This window comes from Flammeovirga sp. AWQ4_249, assembly GCF_056161045.1.
This window is the reverse complement of record NZ_JBSWYJ010000019.1, coordinates 20,653-44,426: the sequence shown is the minus strand read 5'-3', so window position 1 is coordinate 44,426 and position 23,774 is coordinate 20,653. Positions and strand designations below refer to the sequence as shown.

The window sequence follows — 23,774 nt, the reverse complement described above, 5'->3', positions numbered from 1 at the left end:
TGTATTTCTTTGGCTCTAAACCATTTCTTCTTTTTGTTCTAATTTGAATGAGGCTCTTGGAGTAAGTCCTAAAGTTTGGAACATTTTCATGTCCTCATCTTCCTCAGGGTTAGGTGTAGTGAGTAGTTGATCTCCAGCGAAAATAGAGTTTGCACCCGCCATAAAACATAAAGCTTGTGCTTCAGTAGTCATTTCTGTTCTACCGGCCGAAAGACGAACCATGGCTTCAGGCATCAAGATTCTTGCTGTAGCAATCATACGTACCATTTCCCAAGTAGAGACCATTTTATTTCCTTCCATTGGTGTACCTTCTACTGGGACTAAAGCATTTACCGGAACAGATTCAGGGTGTGTCGGTAGGCAAGCTAAAGTATGTAACATACCGATTCTGTCTTCATCTTTTTCACCTAAACCAATAATACCTCCAGAGCAAACAGATATTTTTGCTTTCTGTACATTCTTGATGGTATCCAAACGGTCATCAAATGTTCTTGTAGTGATTACTTTGTCATAGTATTCTCTACTTGTATCTAGGTTATGATTATAAGCATATAGTCCAGCTTGTTTTAGTTGTTCCGCTTGCTCTTCATCTAGCATTCCAAGCGTCGCACAAACTTCCATTCCCATGTCATTGATCTGACCTACCATATCCAAGACACGTTCGAAGTCCTTGTTACTTCTTGCTTCTCTCCAGGCTGCACCCATACAAAAACGAGTAGAACCATTATCTTTTGCTTGACGTGCCTTATTTACTACAGATTCTGTTGTCATCAATTTATGAGGAGCAACATGAGTATTGTATCTTGCCGATTGTGAACAGTAAGAACAATCTTCCTTACATCCACCTGTTTTTACCGATAAAAGCGTACATACTTGTACTTCACCTGTTTGTTGATATTCCTTGTGAATTGTAGCCGCTTGATGAATCAATTCCATCAAAGGTTGATGATAGATTTCAGCTACTTCTTGTCTTGTCCAGTCGTGTCTAATACTTGATTGCATGTTATACTAATTTTTTGAAATAGTATATAGCCAAACATAAGCCTACACAGAGGTATTCTCATCCTATGATGTAGCTTATATTCAGAATAAACTACCTCACGGTTATGAAAAAAATGACAATAAGAATCCTTTACGATTATTTGAATCGTTGAAAAGAATCCAAGATGTTTTTTGATTTAATAAGAAAAATTGGAAGGTTGGTTTTAGCGAAATAGTAGTCGTAGTATAACAGTGCAATATGCGATAAAAGCTACGAGGACTTTCTACTAAAACATCCTTTGTATTGCTCAGCGTCATTAATTGTGAGCATTCTAATTCATTCCATATAAGATCATCCTCTTTTTCTGGAGGATATTCATCGCTATGTTGACGGAATGAAAATACTTCACGAATTAAAGCAGGAGCATTTATGTGAAGGCACACGTCGATAATACAGATCTTTATTTCTCTTTTTAAAGAGTTAAAGACCGCATAGTTTTTTCGTGACCATCTTTTGAAAAATACCATTGCAGTAATTTTATTTAATTTGATTTATCTGCAATGTATAGAAGGTTTTAGTTTATTTGAATAAGATTCGTCAGTTTTTTAGGAAAACTTATAAGAAATTTTGAAAAATAATTAGGAAACGGATTCTTTATCTTCATTTTTTTGCGGAGAATTAACCGCCAAGAAATACGTAATGCCAATCATACTGATTATTCCAGCATATTCATAAGCATTATTATAAAGACTTAGATCTTTAAAATCCAGCAACCATATATTGCCTATTCCGACAATGATTGCGATGATCACAAGGGCCCATCTATAAATATTCATGACAAATTGTAGTTGTAAGTTGTTTAGGTATTAATTACACGATACATACAAAAATATCTGAGAATGAGAATGTTTACAAGAGAATGTTGTTAATGAGTTTTTACTAAATAGAACTTTTTGGTGATGAATGTCATCAAATTAGCTTGTGGGATAGAAAACTAAGTTCACATCAAATAAAAAAGCAGTCAAATGACTAATCACTTGACTGCTGTATAATTAAGCTTCTACTTCAGCTTTATTGTATTTTCGAATTTTATAAAGGTGTTTACCAAACCCAAATGCTCCATCCAAAACAGAAGCAGTAGCTACACCGCCCATCATTGCACCAACGACACCTGTTGTACAAATATCTCCACCTGTTACATAAAGTCCTTTGAAGGGTGTTTGAGGTTTAATCCAATCACTAGAAAATCGTTGAGGAGTATGTGCTAATCCATACATTCTTCCGGCTAGTTTACTAGTGAATGTTTCCATAGTTAAAGGAGTGGATAGTTCATAAAAGTCTATCATGTCTCTAAAACCAGGATGTTGTTTTTCTACACATTTGATTAGGCCTTCAGCAATTTGTTCTTTCAACTTTTCATATTCTTCTCCTCTTTTTTTCCAAGGCAGATCTTTCCATTTATTGAAAGCTTCAAAATCTGCAAAAGTAACAATCTCGGCTGTGTGTAGTGCTGGATTTTGTTCTTTTAAGGAAGGAAATGATAGGTAACAATTTTCTATATCACCATTCACAACATCATTTCTCCTTTCATAAGTAGCATCGTGATCATATGAATCTGAAATCCAATAATTTTCACCTTTTACACCTAGTTTTGACGGATCTTCCTTTAAACCGATATATAATGATATAGCACTCATTCCACCAGATAATTCATCAAGTTGAGGTAGGAAAGGAACTTTCTCTTTAACCAATTGATTAAATGTTCCATGAAAACCAACAGAAGAGATAACTATTGGAGCAAAGTAATTTTTCATTGTAAAGTTCTTACCATGTTTTTCCTTGACTTTAACACCAACTGCTCTTCCGTTTTCGATAATGATTTCTTCAACATCTTGGTTGACCATTAGATTTCCACCGTTTCTTTCTATTGTTGGAATAATATATTTAGCGATATTTTTTGAACCACCTTCAGGATAATATCCACCGTAGAAATAATGGGTTACGATAAGAGAATGCATACCGAAAGCACTTTTTGAAGGAGGTAAACCAAAGTCTCCCCATTGTGAGCATAAAACAGCTTTCAATTTAGGATCTTTAAAGTTTTTATCCATGTACTCTTTTGTATAAGATAAGGCAAGTTCTTTCCCTTTTTTGGTTTTCATTATACCCGTAATAAATTTCATTATAGGTACTTGAAATGAGGTAGCGTAATTCCCTTCCATCCATTTGGAAGCTGTTTTTACATCGATAAAATATTGTTCTATTGCTTTCTCTTCCTTTGGAAATTGGGCAATTAATTTTTCTTTATATTCTTGGGGATGTGCAGGAACTTCAAAAGTAAAATCAGGGTAAACAAACTTCTCAAATACATGAGGCATTTTGTTCCACTCTAATTTATTATCAGTGATAAAATTAAATATTTGTCGAGGCATACACCTTTGATCCATGTTGCCAATGTAGTGTACCCCAACATCAAAATGATATTTTTTTCTTTTAAAGACATGTGTTTGACCACCTATTACCCAGTGTTTTTCAAGGATTAAAACCTTTTTCTTTTTTAGTTGAGAAAGGAGAGACGCAGTAGTTAATGCACCAATTCCACTCCCGATTATAATAGCATCATAATCATTTCTATCTTCTCTGACAGTCATGCTAGTAGTATTAAATTGGTTATTGGTTGAGTGTTCATTCAATATACAAAGAAATAGTGGGGACTGAAATTATATGATACAAAAATCCCCAATAACAACCTCTACAATCAATGTAGTGTTATTATTGGGGATTTGAATAAGCAGAGGATAATGCTAATGATCACCTTCTCCAATTTCATAGGTATTTCCACCAAATAATCCTTTGGGTAATACCTTCTTAACGAAAGATCTCTGTCCTTCTTCAATTTCTTTGATTTCTTGGTTGGCTTCCTTAAGTGCATCTTGCCAAGCGGGACCAAAGCCCATCATATTACTATTTAATTTATCAATTGCTGTTTGATAAGCATGATATGTTAAGACCTCTTGTCGACCAGGCTTATTCGAAAGTGTTTTATTAGTTACTCTAAGGTTTTCATTCTCTCTTTTTAATCGAGTAATCTCAGATTTTTTATCAGAAATAGCTTCAGCATCAATTTCTAATTTATCATGAAGATGATTTTTAAGTCTTTTAATTTCTTTTTTAAGTCCAGATTGTTTCATCCAACCACGAACTTGCATCACTGCAGCAATGGCTAAACCAATACCTAAACCATAGATAAGAGATTGTATATCAAATGTTTCCCACATAATTTATTTCATTGAAAGTCACTTAATAACTGTATTAATTGAAATTAAACAGCTATTTTATTCTACTTAAGTTACGAAGTAAAATCCGAAAAAGTTTACTTATGTACTTTTATTAAGGGGAAGAAGGAAATGAAATAGATTACAGAATCATCAATAACATCCTCATTTCATCAAAAGAAAACTAAGGTAAGATAGGTTGTAATTGATTATTTTCACCAAAATATGAAATACACCTTTTGTTTCAATGAATAAATTCTATTTTTACGTATTACTTATTATTACTCGTTTAACGAAATTATAAATTAGAATGAAGTATCAAGAGCAATTGTCAACATTACAACAAGAACTGAAAGATTTGGAGGTGAAATCTCAAAAATTCTCTTGGTTAAGATTGACAACTGTTGTGGCAGGTTTGACGGGTAGTAGTATAGTCTATCAGTTCAAAGAAGACTTAGTATTTGTCATCTTGGGTTTGATGGTTTTGGTATTCATCTATTTTGTAAGAGTTCATGCTACTATTTCAAGGTTATTAGAAGAAAAAAAGTTACATATTCATCTTACAGAAAATGAAATGAATGTCTTAGCTGGTGAACCAAATTTATATAATGATGGGGCAGAATATCAAAGTTCTGTTTTAAATTACGGACATGATTTAGATATTTTTGGAGCTCATTCTTTATTTCATTTTATCAATCGATGTGCGACAAAGTGGGGGAGAGATTTACTCGCTTCTTTCTTTTCTCAATCTAGTTACAATATTGATAAAAATGAGGTATTGAAAAGACAAAAAGCAGTTGAAGAATTATCTATAAAAGAACAATTTTCTAATAAACTAGCACTATATCTTTTTGGAAATATTAATGAGAAAAGAAGTTTCAAAATCAATATTAAGGCGCTTCGTGAGTTTTCATTTTCCAACGAATCTGCTCTTAAATCTTACATCTATTTAGTCCCTTTTTTATGGTTAGGAGTCGTTGTAAGTTTATTTATTGACTTTGAATATACAAATGAAGTTTCCTTAGTAATTGTCTTTATCAACTTTGCTATCATGGGGAAAGTTGGTAAGGAAGTATTGAGCTTTATGGAGGATTTAGACAGTACTTCAGCATCATTAGAGCGATTAGCCGAAGCGATTCACCTTATTAGCAAAGAAAAATTTGATAGTGAACTTATTAATGATAAAATCCAATATTTGGATGAAGGAGACTTTTATACGCCATTAATTAAACTTTCAAATGCTATTCAGCAATTAGATATTCGTAAAAACATGATGGGCTTAGTAGTGCTTTATACGATTATTCCTTTTGATATTTTTGTGGTTATCAAGATTAGAAAATGGTTCAATCAATATCCTGATTTATTCAATCATTTATTTGAAGTAATTGGGCATTTAGAAGCCTACAACAGCATGGCTGTTTTAAAACGTAACCATCCAGATTGGGCTCAGCCAACCTTTGAGGAATCAGATGATTTTATTCTAAATGGGGTTGAAATGGGACATCCATTGATTTTTGAAGGTAAAAATGGAGCGATAGAAGGTGGTATACGAAATACTTATGCTTTGGATTCAGAGAATAGAATTAGTATCGTAACAGGATCAAATATGTCTGGGAAAAGTACATTTTTGAGAGTTGTTGGTATCAATTTATTAATGGCATATGCTGGAAGTGTAACTTGTGCAAATTCATTTAAAGTAGGGAAGAGAGTACAGATTATTTCTTCAATGAGAATAGCTGATTCTTTAATGCTAAGTGAATCCACATTTAAAGCTGAATTAGAAAGAATTCGTTTAATAATCGAGGCTATTGATACTAAAGGAGCCTATTTATTCTTAGTAGATGAAATGCTAAGAGGGACAAATTCAGTAGATAAACTAAAAGGTTCATTTGCTTTATTAGACAAACTTCAAGAATCTGTAGAAGCAAATATTTTAGTCGCTACTCATGACTTACAGCTATCTGAGTTTGAACAAAAGCACCCAAATTTCACTAAAAATTACCATTTTGACTTTGACTACAGTAACAATCAATTTGACTTTGATTATAAATTAAAAAATGGTGTTTGTGAGAAATTTAATGCCTCTTTATTATTAAATGAATTGGGATTACAAACAAACTAATTGAAGTAGTGTAATCGTATTTTTTTAATTTAAATGCTACATCTATGAACTCTAATAGAATTGCATGCTTTAAATTAAAACCTTATATTAACAATTCACTATTCGGTAAATAAACCATATTCACATAAATAAACCATTTATGAAAAATATTATACCATATAGTTCACTTACTGATGCAATGCAATCACTTGATAACGGTGGTAGGTTTTATAATTTTTTGACGAAAGCCAAAGACGGCTTAATAGAATCTGCAGAATTAGGTAAAGTAGGTGGAGGTTTTAGTAGTAAACAACAAATGATTTTATTCTTTGAAATGTCTATTTCAGATTTAAATGATGAGAATAAAAAAGATATCATTGGGCGTTTAGATAGTACTTTACAAAGTTTATTTGAAAAACATAAATCTAAACATCTTACATCAAGTATAACAAATGAAGCCACAGTTAAGACTTCTAATGCGATTGTTAAAGGTGTGCCTAAATTAATTGATAGTAGTTCAAATTTTAAAGGATTTATCATGGTTCCAGGCATGTCAGGTAATGTCACTACTTTTATGTTAATGCCTATGATGGATGAATATGAACTCTATAAAATTGTAGATGAATATTCGTCTCAAGAAATTATTGTTGCTCAATCTAAAGATCAACAAAGACTTCCAGTGAAAACAATTATAATTGGAGGTGTTTTAAAGGAAATGATGGAAAGTGAGAATAGTAAAGCCGATAAGAAAATATATTTGGAAGGCTTATATTATATAAATGCTTAAAAAAGAAAAATCCCTTTGTTGAAAAAACAAAGGGATTTTTTTATGCTTTTGTGATTAAGGCAACTGCATGAACAGCCATACCTTCCTCTCGTCCTACAAAGCCCATCTTCTCAGAGGTTGTAGCTTTAATGGATATATCTTCTTCATCGACATTCATTACCTCAGCCATGCATTTTTTCATGGCAGGGATATGAGGATTGATTTTTGGTCGTTGTGCCACTATAGTACAGTCAACATTACCAAATTCCCAACCTTCATTTCTGACGATTTTCATGACATCTTTAAGTAATATTTTACTGTCAATCCCTTTAAATTGAGGATCTGTATCCGCAAAATGATAGCCAATATCTCTCATATTTGCGGCACCTAAAATAGCGTCACAAATTGCATGAATTAAAACATCTGCATCAGAGTGTCCTATTAATCCATGTGTATGCTCTAACTTTAATCCTCCTAACCAAAGTTCTTCACCTTCTCCAAGTTTATGAACGTCGTAACCTTGTCCAACTCTAATTTTCATATCAGTATTTTTTTTCAAATATAATCAGAGGAATTTTAGAAACTCAATCCAAAAGCGAAGAATACGCCAAAATTTCTTGAATCAGGTGTATGATAGGTTGTTCTCCAGATCGTGTATACTCTAAACATTTTGAAGATATTTTCTATACCTGTTCCAACTTCGACATAAGGCATGTCACTTTGTAGAGGTTTTGATTGTCTGCTAGGATCATATGTTTCACCTGGAAGAAGTTGTGGTTGTACATTTTGATTTGCATTCTTATCAGAAAGATCACCATACATAATGTTACAAATACCAACCGTTCTCCAACCTAATTTTTTAATGAATGGAATTCTGTTCAGGATATTACCTTCAAAACGGTGCATTAATTGTAGAGAAGCCCATCTATCACCCACAAATTCACCTAAGTCCAATAAGTTGAATGCAAACTTGTTATATAAAAGAGGAACATTATTACCAAAAGGCATTGCTAATAATGGGAAAGGAGCTTCTGTAGGAATGTAACCTGCAGATAATGTATATTCAGTGTTTCCGTATTTACCTAATTGAGCTCTTTGTTCCATACCTACACGAATTTGCTGATAACTGTAATTACTTCCTAAGAAATCAGGTAAGCCAACAGTATAATCCATAAAGAAACGAGGTCGGTTATCTTGAGAAATTTTCTTTCTTTGATGTGCTCTCGTTGCTACAAATTTATGCCCTAAACCATAGGTTAATTTAAAATAGAATTCAGATCCATTTAATTGATCATAAACAGGAACTCCATCTACAAATTCTCCATCTCTACTGTATGGAAATAATGGAGTAATAAGTCTTTTACTGAATCGACCCATTACATTCAATCCTCTGATCAAATCAGTTTCATACCAAATACTTCCATTTTCTTCCATGTAAGGATAACGCATATCTCCCCAACGAAGAGATGCTAAGAAAATAGGTCTAGAATTGAAATTGGCTTGATTGACACTCACTCGAGATAAATCCTTTGAATATCGAACGCCTAAAACACTCCATTTTTCTCTATCAAGAATCAATCGAGCATTTGCACCATATTTCCATTCCTTATCGTTTGTGCCATAAGCAGTATAAGTTGATAATGAAAATTTATTACTGAATTCATTATTAGTTCTAAAACCAACTTGAAAGCGATGATTTTCTACACTATTACTTGCATATACATAAGGTACAGGTCCAAATTCTATTGGCCCTACTTTTTTATGTCCACTAATAACAATATCACCAATACCAGCAATCATTTTAACCCTTGGTGTTTCTTCCGCTGAGTCAATCATCGAGAAAACTTGTTGTTCTTTGGAAGAAAGTTCAACATGTCTGTGTTGGCTCCAATAGTCTTCATTACTATTTAAATAGGCATCAGTAGATACTAAAACAGGTTGATCATAAAAAGATCTCTGTTTTGGGTGGTTTACGATAAAATCTTTATTTCTAACATCAATTTTAATTTTCACTTTTGCCCATTTATCAGCTATTTTACCCACTGACAAAATAAAGTCTTGATGAGAAGGTAACCAAGCGGTTTCTGTCTCACTTAATTTGATAGGTTTATATGTTTGGTCAATACGAACACTATCTACAAAGTTAATATTTGCACCTTGACCTAATGTTGCGTCAATTTTTACTAAAGCATAATGATTAGTAGAGTCTGCAATATAAATGGTACCTCCAAAAGCAAGGTCTTCTTCACGTCGGGGTTCAAAATCAATTTTATGACATGTAACGCCATTTATATCTACCTTTTTAGGGTCTAACGTATAATCATAATAGTTTCTCCATTCCGAAGTGATTGGAGAGATAAAACTCTTTTTCAAGAAATTAAATTGATTCTTATATAGGTTGAAATCAACAAAAGAAGAACCAACAATTTGTGATACCATTTCATCATCATCAGGCCCCAAACTTCTAATTCTAGATTTCAAAATCTCTTCTGTTTTAGAGTCAGGATTTCGAATGTAGAATAAGTTTGAAAGTGATTCAGAAGCAAATATTGGTATAATAGGCTGTCCTGTTTCATCCGTTACTTTTTCAAAATTTTCAAAAGAATCAAGAATACCTTGAACTACTTTTTTCTTTTTGAAATTTTCGTTGACATTACCTACCCAAATATCTGTTTTGGTATAACTTTCATATTGATACGCTTTAAGCCCTTCCTTGTTATTCAAGGACTTATTTTTTTGTACGGCCCTCATGATTGCCCATGCAGGGTTCTCCCACTTTTTAGTACGAATAACGATTTCGTCTAACTGCTTCGCATTCTCCTTAAGCTTGATCTTAATACCTTTTGCAACTAGCTTATCGTTAAGCTTCTTTTTGATTTCAGAATATCCCATAAAAGATACGATTAGTACTTTTTTAGAGATAGGTGATGGGACTTGAATCGAAAAGTTTCCATCTAAATCTGATAGTGTTCCAATTGTTGTTCCTTCAATATAAACACTAGCATAGGGTATAGATTCATTAGTTTTCTGATCAATTACTTGACCAGTAACTTTAATACTATTTTGAGAAAATGCATTATACGAAAATAGTAATATCAATACTGATAAAAATCTTTTCAAAATAGTGCGAATTTTAGTCTAAAAGATTAATTGTAATTAAAAAATCAGATTGCTTTGAAAAAGAAATTCCAAAAGAAATCTAGAATGTAGTAATAGTGCAAAATTATTAAATTAAGTTAAACGTAACAAACATTTTTGAAAAATTGTAAGAATTGCACTCAATTAATAGTACTAATTATCTGAAAATTAAAATTTTGTAATCAATTTCAAGTAAATAGAGGTTCGAAATGTCAATTCAAATTAAAACTATTCTTTTTGTTAAGCAGATGATTGATTAACTTGCAGTGTTATTACTACAGAGGAATAAAGAAAAACTATGCTAGCACTTCTATTTTATCTTCCTTTTTTATTAGTATTTGCACTATTTGGGGTTTATGCGGAAAGAAAAGTTTCAGCTTGGATTCAAGATAGATTAGGTCCTGTAAATGTGGGTCCTAAAGGTTTGTTACAGACTTTAGCAGATATATTAAAATTACTTTTAAAAGAAGATATCATACCTAAAGCAGCTGATAAAACGATTTTTAAAGTTGCTCCATTTCTAATATTTATGCCTGTCTTTGCAGGGTTTGCTGTATTGCCATTTACAAATGGGATTTATGGATCTGCAACTGATGTGGGTGTATTTTATGTTTTGGCCATCTTATCATTAGAAGTATTGGGGATTTTGGCAGCAGGTTGGAGTTCAAATAACAAGTATTCTCTATATGGAGCGATGCGTTCTGCTGCACAAATGGTTTCCTATGAGGTGCCATTAGGACTTTCAGTACTTTGTGTAGTGATGACTTCACAGAGTTTAAATACTGAAATGATTTCTCTTCAACAAGGTTTATTTTCGGCAGATGAAAATTACCTTTTTGGATTAAAGTTTTTAGGTCTTGAGGTCACAGAGTTAGGAGGGATTTTATCTTGGAATATTTTTAGAAATCCATTCTTGTTTTTTGCCTTTATTATCTTCTTCATTTCTTCTTTAGCAGAAGCAAATAGAGCCCCATTTGATATACCAGAAGCGGAGTCTGAAATTATAGCGGGATATCATATTGAATATTCAGGAATGCGTTTCGCATTTATGATGTTATCAGAATATGGTGTCATGTTATTAGGTTCTGTATTTGCTACAGTATTATTTTTAGGATCATGGAATACTCCTTTAATTAATATTGGAAGTGTTAGATTAGCTGATTGGACGACAGGTACAATGGGAGAGTTATCCGGTTTTATTTGGGGATTTGTTTGGTTAATGAGTAAATCTCTATTTTTAGTATTTGTACAAATGTGGATACGATGGACTTATCCTCGTTTGAGAGTTGATCAACTCATGACTTTATGTTGGAAGTATCTAACTCCTGCCGGTTTGCTGCTAGTTTTTATTACAGGAATTTGGCGATTATTAATGATATAAAAAGAAAGACCTTTCAATGTTCAATTACTGAAAGGTCTTTCTTTATAATTCGAATAGTGCTTTTAGCGCCATCCATAACTCTCGTTTTTTCTCTACGTCTAATAATAATTTTGTTAAGCCATCGGCGGCAACAGCTTGTTTGCCATCTATCTCGGTTGGTATGTATTTTACTACATCATCACCACTAATTGGGCTTTTATTATTATTGATGAAATAGAGGAAATATTCAGGTGCCAACTTCTCTATCAACGACTCTAGGTTTTCTTTTTGTTCTAGTACATTGATTACGGCAACTTCTTGTAAGGTAAGCTGTAATGCTCCTAGAATTTTTAATAAAAGTTGAAATTCTTTACTTCTAAATATATCTACACCACTATGTTCAATAAGTACGACGATATGTCTCTTATTTTCACCATAATAATCAGTGGGTAATTGTCTTTTAATAACTTTTTTAGGGGTGATTTCTGGTGATTTTTCCTCTGTAGAAGATTTTTTTTCTACTTTTTTTTCATCCTGTAATTCCTCCTCTGGGATCTCCACATCTTCCAATTCCTCAGGGAATAGATACAGAGTATCAAACATTTGTGAGATAAAACCAAGTTCATTTTCCATATTGCAAAGTTAAGATCATTTCTTATAAAATCTTTTTTTTTTCAAGGAATATGTTGAATTTTTTTTATATAAAAGATTAACGATTATTTTTGTTTTTGAATTTTTTTATGACATAACCTGATCGAAAATAATATTATGGCATTAAGCTCACAATTAAGACAATTAGGAAAAGTGGCTATAGCTTGTGGCTTAGCGACTACTCTAGTAGCATGTGGAGGATCATCTGACTCTGCAAAAAAAGAAGAAGCGAAAAAAGAAATTGCAGCTCAAAAAGCAACTAAAGCAGATTTCAATATTATTTTAAATAATGCACCCGAACCAACTGCTATTCCAGTATTATTGGAAAGAAGTGGAGCTGAGTTTGATGCATCATTATTAAATAGTAGAGATAATGCGAAGGCATATACTTTAACAGAAGCTTCTGCAGCATTAAATTTTGGTGTATATATTTCAGACATTGCTTACTTATCAGCATTTGGTAAGGCACAAGAAGCAATTGATTATTTCACAACTGCCAAAACATTATCTGATAAGTTAGGTGTTTCTCAAGCAATGGGTGAAGATTTAAGTGAGCAATTAGAAAAATCTTTATCTGATAAAGATGCAATGCTTAAAGTAATCTCACAGTCTGAAGGTAAAGTAAAGACTTTCTTGAATACAAATTCTCAGTATGATGTAGCAGCTTTAATTGTTACAGGTACTACTTTAGAAGCTTTACATATTTCTTTAGGTTTAGTAAACAATGCTCCTAAAGATTTACCAGAAGCTGCAAGAGATGCTTTATTAGTAGATTTAATGTCTTCTATTGCTAAGCAACGTTCTTCAGTAGATGCAATTGTACAAATCTTAGAGCCATTACAATCAGGTAATGAGCAAGCGTTACAATACTTCGCTGCATTCCAAGATTTACAAAAAGAATTTGATAAATTAAACTTTGACGAAAAATTAAAAGATAACAAAGGTGGTTACCAATTAAAGGCAGCTGACTTAGAAGGTATCTCTAAAATCGTTGAAAAATTAAGAAAAATGACAGTTTCTAAATAGTTTATAAGAAACTACATGATTTAAGAGTCCTGTGTTTGAAAACACAGGACTTTTTTTGTTTCTTTATGTCACTATTACGACAACAAATTGATTAGTAAAGCGATAATGTCGCTTTAGAAACACTCTTATTTATGAACGAGAAGGTATTAAGATCTCTTACCAAACTTTTTGCAATTATGGCGTGTGCTGATGGTTCAATAGATGAAGCATTAGATATTTTAGAAGAGTACTTAAGAAATACCCTACATGAAAGTAATACCAACAAGTATGTAGAAATTTTTGAATTACAAGCAAGACAGCAAGTAAACGAAGATAAAATCTTTGATATTGCGAGTTCTGCAGCGGATGATCTTACCCTACGCCAAAGAATTATCTTAGTTATTGATCTTCTGGAGTTAGCCTATTCTAATGGGGTGTTTTCTGAAGATGAACAAGCCATAATGAAGGTAATTTGCGATGCATTCAATCTTGATTTTAGTCGATTAGACAGAATGCAAAGCTTCATGAATACTGATGATGTAGAGGAGTTGTCAAAAATATCTAGCTGTTTAGTCATCTCAAATACAGATAGGGGAATAGTAGAAGGAGGTAAGTATCTTTATAAAGAGGAAGTAAGTATTCCAATCGCGGTTCTTTATATGCCTTTGGTGAGAATGTATTTTGTGAAAGTGACTAATACTGGCCAAAGCTTTGTAATCAACGGTGAAAAAATGAAGGTCGGACGTGCTCAACCATTGGATGTTGGTGGAGTAATAAAGATTCATCGAGGGTCAACAACCATCAATTTATACCATTCTGAAATCGCTGCAATCTTCATTGGTAGTGAATCATCTGATCCTATCTCGTTTGAAGCCAACAAAATCAATTATTTCTTTGGTAGAAAACAAGGTCTACATGATATAGATCTTCGTGAAGAAGGTGGAAATATGGTAGCCTTAATGGGGGCAAGTGGATCAGGAAAGTCTACATTATTAAATGTATTAAACGGAACGCATAAACCGAAAACGGGTGAAGTATTAATTAACGGAATTGATATTCATAAACATCCTGAACAGGTGAAAGGTGTCCTTGGATACGTTCCACAAGATGACCTTTTAATTGAAGAACTCACAGTTTATGAAAACCTTTACTATGCTGCGAAATTAAGTTTCGCTCATTTACCGCCAGAAGAGTTAGAAAAGATTATCATTAAAACCATTGAAAATCTTGGTTTATATGCAGCAAAGGATCTAAAAGTTGGAAATCCTCTTGAAAAAACAATAAGTGGTGGACAGAGAAAACGTTTGAATATTGGTCTTGAATTATTAAGAGAACCAAGCGTTTTATTTGTAGATGAACCTACTTCAGGTTTGTCGTCTCAAGATTCAGAAAATGTAATTGATTTATTGCGTCAATTGACCAATAGAGGGAAGCTGATTTTTGTGGTTATTCACCAACCTTCTTCCAATATTTATAAGATGTTTGATAAACTTCTTGTACTTGATGTAGGAGGCTACCCTGTATATTATGGTAACCCTGTCAATGCGGTTAGTTACTTTAAATCTGAAGCAAGATATGCTGAAGTAGAAAGTGAATGTGTGCGTTGTGGAAATGTAGATTCTGAAGAAGTTTTTGAAATTATAGAATCAAAAGTTTTGGATGAATATGGGCGAAGAACAAGAAAGAGAAAGTGGAACCCTGAGTATTGGTTTGAAAAATATAAAAAACATGTCAAGTTACCAGAAGTTGAAACAGTAAAGCAAAAGCCTAAGAGTGTTTTAGATTTACCTTCTAAATTAAAACAGTTCAAAATTTTTGCTTCAAGAGACATTCGAACAAAGTTCAATAACAAACAATATGTTTTTGTCAATCTAATTCAAGCACCTTTATTAGCCTTAATGCTTTCATTGATTGTCTATTTCTATCATCTAGATGAGTTAGGAAATAGAATTGATTATGTTTTTAGAGAGAATATGAACATGCCATCTTATATTTTCATGGCAGTTATTGTTTCCCTCTTTTTGGGGCTTATGATTAGTGCTGAGGAACTAATTAAAGATCGTAAGATACGGAAAAGGGAAGTCTATTTATCTCTAAGTAAAAAGTCTTATTTATTTTCAAAGATGGCAATTCTCTCAGGAATGTCAGCCATCCAAGTTTTTGTTTTTGTCTTAATAGGCAATTCAATTATGGGCATCAAAGGTTTGTATTTAGAATATTTCCTCATGTTAGTTTCTACTGCATGCGTGGCCAATATGATAGGACTAAATGTATCCAGTGCCTTTAAATCTGTCGCTACTGTATATATTTTAATACCTATTATTCTAATTCCCCAATTACTTCTAGGAGGTGTAGTAGTACAATATTCTAATATCAATCCTGTCTTCAAAAGTCAAGATGGTAAAGTGCCTATGGTTGGTGAATTAATGGCTTCTCGATGGGCCTTTGAGGGACTAATGGTAGAGCAATTCTCAGATAATGTATTTGAGAAAAACTTCTTCGATATAGATGTGGAAATTCACTCTACAGACTATTTAAGGACCTATTATATTCCTACTTTAATTAGTAAACTGGAAGATTGTAAAATCTATTTATACAATAAAGATGGGGCTAAAGTAACAAAAGAAAGATTTGTAGATAATTTGCAATTGTTAGATCATGAATCTCAAAAGTTTGTTGGCAATGATGATTTTGGTGCTGAATTGAAGTTGAAAATTGATTTTTCACCTGAGAAATTTACTGTTAAAGATGCAAGTGAACTTCATGCTTTCTTTGTTGAAGCAAGAGAACATGTGAATATGGCGTACATCTATTGGAAAAAGAAAAAAGAAGAAAAAGTACAACAGATGTTGAAAGATATGGGTAAAGAAAATTACCTACATCAGCGAGATGTTTATACAAATGATAAAATCACTGAATTTGTTACGAATGTCATAGCAGAGAAACGAATTGTAGAGTATGGATCAAAATTAGTTCAAAAGATTTATCCAGTATACAATTTTCCAAATGAGGGAAAACACATTTTTGACTTTAGAACTCATTTTTTCTCCCCTAAAAAATATTTTGCAGGAAAAATGTATAGCACTTTCTGGTTTAACATTTGTATTCTTTGGGTAATGTATTTTCTACTGTTTATTGCATTGTATTACAGGTTGTTATCTAGACTTGTGAAGTGGATTGAATTAAAATTAGCATACAAAGATGCAATAAGAGTTTAGAATGAACGTTTATTCATAAACTATTATTACTTATATTTGATAGTTAAGTCATTGTGTTTTTTGATTTAAATACACACATTAAAACCTGTTTAAACACACTTTTTAGATTAAATAAGAATGAAACAAACATTTTTTGCATTAATGCTTGCGGTACTTTCTGTATTTTCTGTAAGCGCACAAACTACTGAAGTTTCTGATGTAACATTACAAAACTCAGTGGAAGTAGACGGAACAACTTTACAACTGAATGGAGCTGGAGTAAGATCGAAGTACTTCCTTTCATTGTATGTTGGAAGTTTATATCTACCATCGAAAACTTCAGATGCAAACAAGATTCTATATAGCAAGGAGTTGAAAATGATCCAATTGGACATCATTTCAAGCTTAATTACTGCTGAAAAGATGGAAGACTCTGTAAGAGAAGGTTTTGAAAACTCATTAAATGGAGACACGTCTAGCTTACAGTCTCAAATCGATAACTTTATCGGTGTATTTAAAGAAGAAATCGAAGTAGGAGATGTATTTAAATTTACAACTACTGGTACTTCATTAAAAGCATATAAGAATGACAAACTTTTAACAACAGTTGAAGGTGAGGACTTCCAAAGAGCTTTATTTGGTATTTGGTTAGGAAACAAACCTGCTGATAAAAAGCTTAAAAACTTAATGTTAGGTGCTAAATAAGCAATAACATTTCCAACTGAAAAGGGTTTCAATGCTTAATTGAAACCCTTTTTTGTATTTAACAGAATCATCATCTATTCTATTTTATGTTTTCCTTAGATTAGAGTATTATTGTTGAGAAAAACTTAGAATTGCATTTTTTTAATATGAAATATACTTATTTCAATCGTGATCTTTCTTGGCTTCGTTTTAATGAAAGAGTGTTGCAAGAGGCAGAAGACAAAAATAATCCTCTGTATGAACGCATAAAATTCGTGGCAATATATTCTTCTAATCTTGATGAATTTTTTAAAGTCAGAGTATCTGATATTCGTCAAATTAAGACTTTAGATAAAGCCCTTCGAAAAAAACTAATCACAAAGCCAAATCGACTTTTAAAAGAAATTAAAAAGGAAGTAGATCGTCAAGGAGAACGTTTAGGTAAAGTATTAAAAAATGAGCTTTTCCCTGAGCTTAAAAAGCATAATATTGAAATATTAAATGAGCAGCAATATAATGTGGAACAACAAAAATTTGTTGTCAATTATTTTCATTCCATAAAACAAGAAATTTCCTTCGTGGATCATTTAGAGTTGGAAAATGAAAAATTATACCTTGTTGCTCAAAATGAAGAGAAGGGTTTGATGATTGCTAAAATTCCATCCAACAATCGTTTTATAAAACTACTATCTCCACAGGGACATTTGTATACGTATATCGATGATATTTTAAAGTATAACCTTAATCAAGAATATCAGACAACATTTTATGCTTTGAAAATTTCTAGAGATGCAGAGTTGTATATTGATGATGAATATTCTGGAAATCTTTTAGAAAAAATAAAAGATTCATTGTCAAATCGTGAAGTAGGACAAATTACAAGAGCATTAATTGATGCATCAGTGGACGAGCATACATTAATGGCTTTAAAAAACTCATTAGATATCAATGATACTGATCTTGTAATGGGGGGTAGGTATCATAACCTTAAAGACTTTTTTGGATTGCCAAACCCAATTGGGGCATCACTTGAAAATGAAAAGCAAGAAGCTTTAACACCCAATTATTTTAAAGAAGAAAAAACAACTTTTTCATTACTAGAAGAAAAAGAAAGAATCCTCCATTTTCCTTATGAATCCTATGAAAGTATTGTACAATGGATTGAGGAAGCTGCAGAAGATGATGAAGTGGATACAATTAAGATTACTTTGTATAGAGTGTCTTCTGATTCAAAAATCGCAAAAGCATTAGTCCAAGCAGTACAAAATGGAAAACAAGTATTTGTATTTATTGAGACAAAGGCTCGTTTTGATGAGGAGAATAATATTAAGTGGGGAAAAGCTTTAGAAAGTGCTGGAGCAACAGTGAGATATAGTTACCCTGGAATTAAAGTGCATTCTAAAATCTTATTTATCCAAAAGAAAGATAGTGCTTTTGCTTACATTGGAACAGGCAATTTTAATGAAAAAACGGCTGGGATTTATACAGATTATGGGCTTTTGACAGCAAATAAAAAATTAACTGAAGAAGTAAATCAGGTATTTAGAGTTTTAGAAGGAGAGTTGATTGTGCCAAAAATCAAAAATTTAATTGTATCTCCATTTACCTCTAGAGATCATTTTACAAGGTTATTAGATAAAGAAATAAAAAAAGCTAAAGAAGGGAAGAACGGGAATGTATTCTTAAAATTGAATAGTATAGAGGACCCGAAAATGATCAAACAATTATATAAAGCCAGCAATGCAGGAGTGAAGATAAAGTTGATTGTGAGAGGAATATGCTGTTTAGTCCCAGGAGTAAAGGGTCAAAGTGAAAATATAGAGATTGTTAGTATTATTGATCGTTATCTAGAACATGCTAGAGTTTATTTATTTGGAGAGGGAGAAGATGAGAAGATGTACATAGGTTCTGCAGATTGGATGACAAGAAATATTGATCATAGAATAGAGGTAATAACACCTGTTTTAGACAAGGAAAATTTTGAAAAGGTCAAGAAATTTATGCAAATACAGTGGGAAGACGCTGTAAAGGGAAGGATAATAGATCAAACTCAAGGGAATCAATATTTGTCAAATGGCAACAAAGAAATGGGTTCACAAACTAGAATTTATAAATATTTGAAGGAAATGAATTTAATGGTCTACTAGAAATAGTGCTAAAACAATTTTATATGAAGACAGAAAATAAATTAAAACTCAATGGTATATTTAGAGATTTTCATAGTATAGATAACTTAATTTTTGTCTGTGAACTTTTGATTGGAGAAATAATAATTGGAAAACACCTTCTTTTAGAAGATCAAGCAATTGGTGAAATAGTTAGTTTTGATACAATTAAATTACCATTTTCTAATAATACCTATGAAATAACAATATATGTCAAAGGCTACAAGTGGAGCCGAAATGATATAATTGATAAGGTATTAACTAGTTCCTATTGTAGATAAGTTTGTTTACAATTAAACCAATAATGGATTTACTATAATGGTCTACTTGAAAAATAGCCTACTTCTCTATAAAAAGGAGTAGGCTATTTTTTTAAACCACTTGGCTTTTGGAAAGTGATTGATACACTTTTAAGCTTTTAAAGGTCGTGTATTTGTAACTTTTGAAGTTGAATATCTTCTTTAAATTACCAAATAGCACTTGATTGGATTCTTTCTTAGGGTCAATAACAAAAATGTTTTTAAACTTTTTGTTAGAGCTTTCATCATTTTTTTGAAACAATTTCCACTCTTTAATACCTGACCAATTATAAATTAGTTGGCTTCTATTCGAAACGTAATTTATAATTTTGTTTTCATTTCTGATTTCGATAATGGCTTGAATTACTTCGTCCATTTTTGAAGTACGAGAAACAGTTATCCAGTTACAAATAATCGTATTTGTGATGGTATCCCATTCTACAAATCCTGATTCATTCTTGAATACAATCATGTTGGAAGCGGGGTGTTCATGATTAATAAAATAATTGACGATACAGATAAAAACAATTAGGTTAGAAACCTTGTTATATCCATTTCCAATGTATACATTTTTTTTATAAATCGGTATCTTACAGTACTTTATTAAGCGTTTTTTTATTTTTTTGAACCACTATTTACAATTTAGTGGATGATTAGAGACTGCAAAGTTCTTTGGACGGTAAGAATAATGCCACCATTCTGTAGAAGTTGGTCTAAATCCAAACTTCCACATGGTATCAGCAAGTAACTTTCTGTGCTTTAATACATCTTTGGGAAGATCGGTATAAGTTGGCCAAGCTTCCTTTCCAAAGAAATCATAAGGCGTTCCCATTTCTATTTGTTTACCTTCTAAAGTACAGAGCGTTAGATCGACTGCAGAACCTCTATTGTGCCATGAACCTTTCTTAGGATCTGCAACATATCTTCTGTCTGGGTAGACTTCCCACATTTTCCATTGGACACTTAAAGGTCTATAACCATCAAAAATTTTAAGTCGATATCCTTTTTTAATCAGTTCTTGTTGTACCTTTACAAGCTGTAGGGCGACAACTTTTCGAAGCATAGCCTCTGCACATGGATACAAGACTGTTTTTGTGAAGTTATTGGTGGTGGCATATCGTATATCTAACACAAACATACTATCTAGCTTTACTAACTCAACAAAGGAAGAATCTGGAAGATTTTTTATTTCATCCCAATATTTCTGTTGTGCCATTTTTTGGCTGATCATTTGTTGAATTAATGTATCAGTTTTAGAATTTGTATCCGACTCAAGCTCTGTAAGTGGAGTGGAAATTTGTTTTGGTTTGTTGTCACAGCTAATAAATAGTCCTAAGCAAACTAAAAAAATAAAAGTATTTTTAAACATAAGAATGTATAACTTGTTAGAGTAATAATACATGAGTTTTTATAAAGGAGAAGAAATTTTTTTAGGGAAACAACTTTTGGGTGAATTGTATGCATGTAATCATGAAGCATTAAACAATCCCGAAGAAATGAAGAAAGTAATGGAAGCTGCAGCGGTAGCAGCAAATGCAACTATCGTGCAATCTGTTTTTCATCATTTTTCCCCTTATGGTGTATCAGGTGTTGTTGTCATACAGGAGAGTCATTTTGCAATTCATTCTTGGCCTGAGCATCAATTTGTATCCGTTGATTTTTATACTTGTGGTGATACGGCTTTTCCTGAAAAAGCAATGGAATATTTAATTAATGAGTTCAAACCATCGAACTTCGACTTAAAGGAAGTGGATCGTGGAGAACTTAACAAGATTGAAAAATTCACCGAACAACAAGAAAAATAGCAATTCACTGCTGAAAAAATGTTATTTTTGCATTGTTCTCAAATTTAATTACACTAATGGAAGTTACAATAGATCATAAATCAGGTTATTGTTTTGGCGTTGAATTCGCAATTCAAATGGCTGAAGAAGAAATGGACGAGTCAGGAAAGCTTTATTGCTTGGGTGATATTGTGCATAATGATATGGAGGTAAAACGTCTTCGTGCAAAGGGGTTAGTCGTAATTGATAGAGAAGAACTTAAGGATCTAAGGGATTGTAAGGTACTTATCAGAGCACATGGTGAGCCTCCTGCAACATATAAAACAGCTATAGAAAATAACATTGAACTGATTGATGCTTCATGTCCTGTTGTTTTAAAATTACAGAACAGAGTCAAGAATGCTTATGACAAAACTGAGGCTAAAGAAGGACAATTAGTGATCTATGGTAAGCCTGGGCATGCTGAAGTGATCGGCTTAACAGGTCAAACAGGGGATAACTGTATTATCGTTACTGGAATTGAAGATTTAGTTAATGTTGACTTCAATCAACCCGTAACACTTTTCAGTCAGACCACGAAATCAACAAAAGGATTTTATGAATTAAAAGCTGAAATCGAAAAACAATTTGATGATTTACATGGTGAAGGAGCACATATTGACTACTTCAATGCGAACGATAGTATCTGTCGTCAAGTTTCCAATCGTGAACCACAAATGGTGAAATTCTCTACTGAAATGGATGTAATCATTTTTGTTAGTGGAAAGAAATCATCTAACGGTAAAGCTTTATATAATGTTTGTTTGAAAAATAATCCAAGAAGTTATTTTGTAGAAAACGAACATGAGATTGATTTATCATGGATCAAAGAAGGAGATAAAATAGGGATCTCTGGAGCAACGTCAACACCAATGTGGTTGATGGAACAAGTGAAAGGGTTTTTAGAAGAAAATGCAACCAACGTAACGGTTTAAATACAGCATTATTATAGATAAAAAAGAGAAGGTAGAAATGCTTTCTCTTTTTTTTATGCGTGTTTTTGCCTACTTAATGTGTGCTTTCATAAATTTCGATTGTGAAACTCTACATTTTAAAAGATATAATTTTATCAATAAATAAGGGCTTATTTCTAATTTTTAGCTTGATTATATACAATTATTAATTTAAACAGAAAGTTGATTTTGTTGTATTTGTTAGCATTTATTACAAAATGACAAGAGATACTATTTGCATGTTTGTGCATGTTTTCATAATTTGCAGTGTAATCATCACACTTTATTATTAATTAGAATGCTAAAAGAGGAGAGGCAACAATATATCTTAGATGAAATCAGAAAAAACAACAAGGTTTTAAGTTCTGAACTTAGTATTTCTTTGAGTGTATCTGAAGATACTATTCGTAGAGATTTAAGAGAGTTGTCTGATTCTGGAAAAATTAGACGTGTGCATGGAGGTGCTGTAAAGCATGCCAATGATACAGAAATGTCAAATGATGTATCTTCATATATTCCTTTTAGTTATGAAGATAGAGAAGTGTATTCCAAAGCAAAAAAAGAAATCATAGCAGATAAGGCGATTTCTTTGATTAAAGATGATTTAGTGATTTTGATTGATGGTGGTACAACCAACTTAGAGATTACTAAAAAGCTCCCCAAAGATTTAAAGGCAACAATTATTACAAATTGCTTACCTATTGCTTCAAGCCTTGCTCCATATCGTTTTCTTGATGTTTACTTTTTAGGAGGTAAACTATTACCGAATGCATTAGTAACGGTAGGGTATTCAGTGATCAATGAATTGTCAGATATTAAAGCGGATCTTTGTTTTATGGGAACAAGAAGTATTGATGTCAATAGAGGTATTACAGATATTGATCGTGAGGAAGTAGAAGTTAAAGGAGCGATGGCAAGAGCGGCAAGAAAAGTTATTTCAGTTGCAACATCAGATAAACTGATGACAGCACAACCTTTCTTGGGCGTGAAATTGCAACAGGTCAATACGATCATTACAGAATTAAATCCAACAGCCGATGTGCTTAGACCTTTCATCAATGAAGGGGTAGATATTATATAGTATGCAGTGAAATGAATTATTGTAAATCTAAAAATTAATTAACTATCAATCATTTCATATCGAATCTTATTAGATATGCAATCAACCAATTCGTTTGAATTGGTTTTTTTGTTTTTAAGACTTTTTATTTTCTTGAAAAATATAGTGTTATAACATTGATTATTAGTCATCTGTTGAATTCTTTATATTCCTACTTTAAATAGTGAAAGGCTTTCTTTAATAATCAGTTTGGTGTTTTTTTTTAATTAAAAAAAAAGTCTAATTTGATGGTAATCTTGACTGTTTCTGCTAAAA

21 protein-coding genes are annotated in these 23,774 nt (G+C 32.2%); 11 read left to right on the top strand and 10 right to left on the bottom strand.

Features of this window, described 5'->3' with window-relative positions; all coding sequences use genetic code 11:
* Positions 1 to 15: 15 nt before the first annotated feature.
* The 5 genes from bioB to ACXAHM_RS14770 form a co-directional block, all read right to left on the bottom strand.
* Positions 16 to 1,002 carry a biotin synthase BioB gene (gene bioB / locus ACXAHM_RS14790; RefSeq protein WP_474961229.1) on the bottom strand — a complete coding sequence of 329 codons (987 nt, stop codon included), beginning with the start codon at positions 1,000 to 1,002 and terminating at the stop codon, positions 16 to 18.
* 102 nt (positions 1,003 to 1,104) lie between these two features.
* Entirely contained in the window at positions 1,105 to 1,509 is a 405-nt protein-coding gene (locus ACXAHM_RS14785; RefSeq protein ID WP_474961228.1) for a hypothetical protein, read from the bottom strand.
* 111 nt (positions 1,510 to 1,620) lie between these two features.
* Entirely contained in the window at positions 1,621 to 1,818 is a 198-nt protein-coding gene (locus ACXAHM_RS14780; RefSeq protein WP_474961227.1) for a hypothetical protein, read from the bottom strand.
* Between the two features lie 216 nt (positions 1,819 to 2,034).
* On the bottom strand, positions 2,035 to 3,633 hold the full coding sequence (locus ACXAHM_RS14775) for a phytoene desaturase family protein (protein WP_474961226.1): 1,599 nt from the start codon (positions 3,631 to 3,633) through the stop codon (positions 2,035 to 2,037).
* A gap of 153 nt (positions 3,634 to 3,786) precedes the next feature.
* Positions 3,787 to 4,260, bottom strand: coding sequence for a hypothetical protein (locus ACXAHM_RS14770; RefSeq protein WP_474961225.1), 474 nt, complete (start codon positions 4,258 to 4,260; stop codon positions 3,787 to 3,789).
* 307 nt (positions 4,261 to 4,567) lie between these two features.
* Between ACXAHM_RS14770 and ACXAHM_RS14765 the strand changes: the two genes are divergently transcribed.
* Positions 4,568 to 6,379 (top strand): MutS-related protein, encoded by a 1,812-nt coding sequence (locus ACXAHM_RS14765; RefSeq protein ID WP_474961224.1) that lies wholly within the window; start codon positions 4,568 to 4,570, stop codon positions 6,377 to 6,379.
* Positions 6,380 to 6,518: 139 nt separating this feature from the next.
* On the top strand, positions 6,519 to 7,145 hold the full coding sequence (locus ACXAHM_RS14760) for a hypothetical protein (RefSeq protein ID WP_474961223.1): 627 nt from the start codon (positions 6,519 to 6,521) through the stop codon (positions 7,143 to 7,145).
* 40 nt (positions 7,146 to 7,185) lie between these two features.
* Here ACXAHM_RS14760 and ispF read toward each other — a convergent pair whose 3' ends face one another.
* Entirely contained in the window at positions 7,186 to 7,665 is a 480-nt protein-coding gene (gene ispF, locus ACXAHM_RS14755) for a 2-C-methyl-D-erythritol 2,4-cyclodiphosphate synthase (protein ID WP_474961222.1), read from the bottom strand.
* Between the two features lie 35 nt (positions 7,666 to 7,700).
* Positions 7,701 to 10,244, bottom strand: a complete 2,544-nt coding sequence (locus ACXAHM_RS14750; protein ID WP_474961221.1) for a DUF5686 family protein — start codon at positions 10,242 to 10,244, stop codon at positions 7,701 to 7,703.
* A 316-nt stretch (positions 10,245 to 10,560) separates the two neighbouring features.
* Between ACXAHM_RS14750 and ACXAHM_RS14745 the strand changes: the two genes are divergently transcribed.
* The gene (locus ACXAHM_RS14745; protein ID WP_474961220.1) at positions 10,561 to 11,643 is read left to right on the top strand and encodes a complex I subunit 1/NuoH family protein; all 1,083 of its coding nucleotides are present in this window, start codon (positions 10,561 to 10,563) and stop codon (positions 11,641 to 11,643) included.
* 42 nt (positions 11,644 to 11,685) lie between these two features.
* On the opposite strand, the gene ACXAHM_RS14740 is transcribed toward ACXAHM_RS14745, so the two are convergent.
* Positions 11,686 to 12,255, bottom strand: coding sequence for a hypothetical protein (locus ACXAHM_RS14740; protein WP_474961219.1), 570 nt, complete (start codon positions 12,253 to 12,255; stop codon positions 11,686 to 11,688).
* Between the two features lie 135 nt (positions 12,256 to 12,390).
* Here ACXAHM_RS14740 and ACXAHM_RS14735 point away from each other — a divergent pair, with 135 nt between their 5' ends.
* The 5 genes from ACXAHM_RS14735 to ACXAHM_RS14715 all read left to right on the top strand — a co-directional run bounded on the left by ACXAHM_RS14735 (position 12,391) and on the right by ACXAHM_RS14715 (position 19,605).
* Positions 12,391 to 13,299, top strand: a complete 909-nt coding sequence (locus ACXAHM_RS14735; protein WP_474961218.1) for a hypothetical protein — start codon at positions 12,391 to 12,393, stop codon at positions 13,297 to 13,299.
* Between the two features lie 131 nt (positions 13,300 to 13,430).
* Positions 13,431 to 16,496, top strand: coding sequence for an ATP-binding cassette domain-containing protein (locus ACXAHM_RS14730; protein ID WP_474961217.1), 3,066 nt, complete (start codon positions 13,431 to 13,433; stop codon positions 16,494 to 16,496).
* A 117-nt stretch (positions 16,497 to 16,613) separates the two neighbouring features.
* Complete coding sequence (locus ACXAHM_RS14725) at positions 16,614 to 17,180, top strand: chalcone isomerase family protein (protein ID WP_474961216.1); 567 nt, start codon at positions 16,614 to 16,616, stop codon at positions 17,178 to 17,180.
* A 146-nt stretch (positions 17,181 to 17,326) separates the two neighbouring features.
* Positions 17,327 to 19,306 (top strand): polyphosphate kinase 1, encoded by a 1,980-nt coding sequence (gene ppk1 / locus ACXAHM_RS14720; protein ID WP_474961215.1) that lies wholly within the window; start codon positions 17,327 to 17,329, stop codon positions 19,304 to 19,306.
* 23 nt (positions 19,307 to 19,329) lie between these two features.
* Positions 19,330 to 19,605, top strand: a complete 276-nt coding sequence (locus ACXAHM_RS14715) for a hypothetical protein (protein WP_474961214.1) — start codon at positions 19,330 to 19,332, stop codon at positions 19,603 to 19,605.
* Between the two features lie 91 nt (positions 19,606 to 19,696).
* Here the strand turns inward: ACXAHM_RS14715 and ACXAHM_RS14710 are convergent, their stop codons facing one another.
* Together ACXAHM_RS14710 and ACXAHM_RS14705 are read right to left on the bottom strand one after the other, a co-directional pair.
* Positions 19,697 to 20,095: a hypothetical protein gene (locus ACXAHM_RS14710; protein ID WP_474961213.1), complete on the bottom strand. Its 399-nt coding sequence runs from the start codon at positions 20,093 to 20,095 to the stop codon at positions 19,697 to 19,699.
* A 159-nt stretch (positions 20,096 to 20,254) separates the two neighbouring features.
* On the bottom strand, positions 20,255 to 20,992 hold the full coding sequence (locus ACXAHM_RS14705) for a M15 family metallopeptidase (protein ID WP_474961212.1): 738 nt from the start codon (positions 20,990 to 20,992) through the stop codon (positions 20,255 to 20,257).
* A gap of 31 nt (positions 20,993 to 21,023) precedes the next feature.
* Between ACXAHM_RS14705 and speD the strand changes: the two genes are divergently transcribed.
* From speD to ACXAHM_RS14690, 3 genes are all read left to right on the top strand, one after another.
* The gene (speD, locus tag ACXAHM_RS14700; RefSeq protein ID WP_474961211.1) at positions 21,024 to 21,428 is read left to right on the top strand and encodes an adenosylmethionine decarboxylase; all 405 of its coding nucleotides are present in this window, start codon (positions 21,024 to 21,026) and stop codon (positions 21,426 to 21,428) included.
* Positions 21,429 to 21,484: 56 nt separating this feature from the next.
* The gene (locus ACXAHM_RS14695) at positions 21,485 to 22,381 is read left to right on the top strand and encodes a 4-hydroxy-3-methylbut-2-enyl diphosphate reductase (protein WP_474961210.1); all 897 of its coding nucleotides are present in this window, start codon (positions 21,485 to 21,487) and stop codon (positions 22,379 to 22,381) included.
* 316 nt (positions 22,382 to 22,697) lie between these two features.
* Complete coding sequence (locus tag ACXAHM_RS14690) at positions 22,698 to 23,480, top strand: DeoR/GlpR family DNA-binding transcription regulator (protein ID WP_474961209.1); 783 nt, start codon at positions 22,698 to 22,700, stop codon at positions 23,478 to 23,480.
* Positions 23,481 to 23,774: the final 294 nt, after the last annotated feature.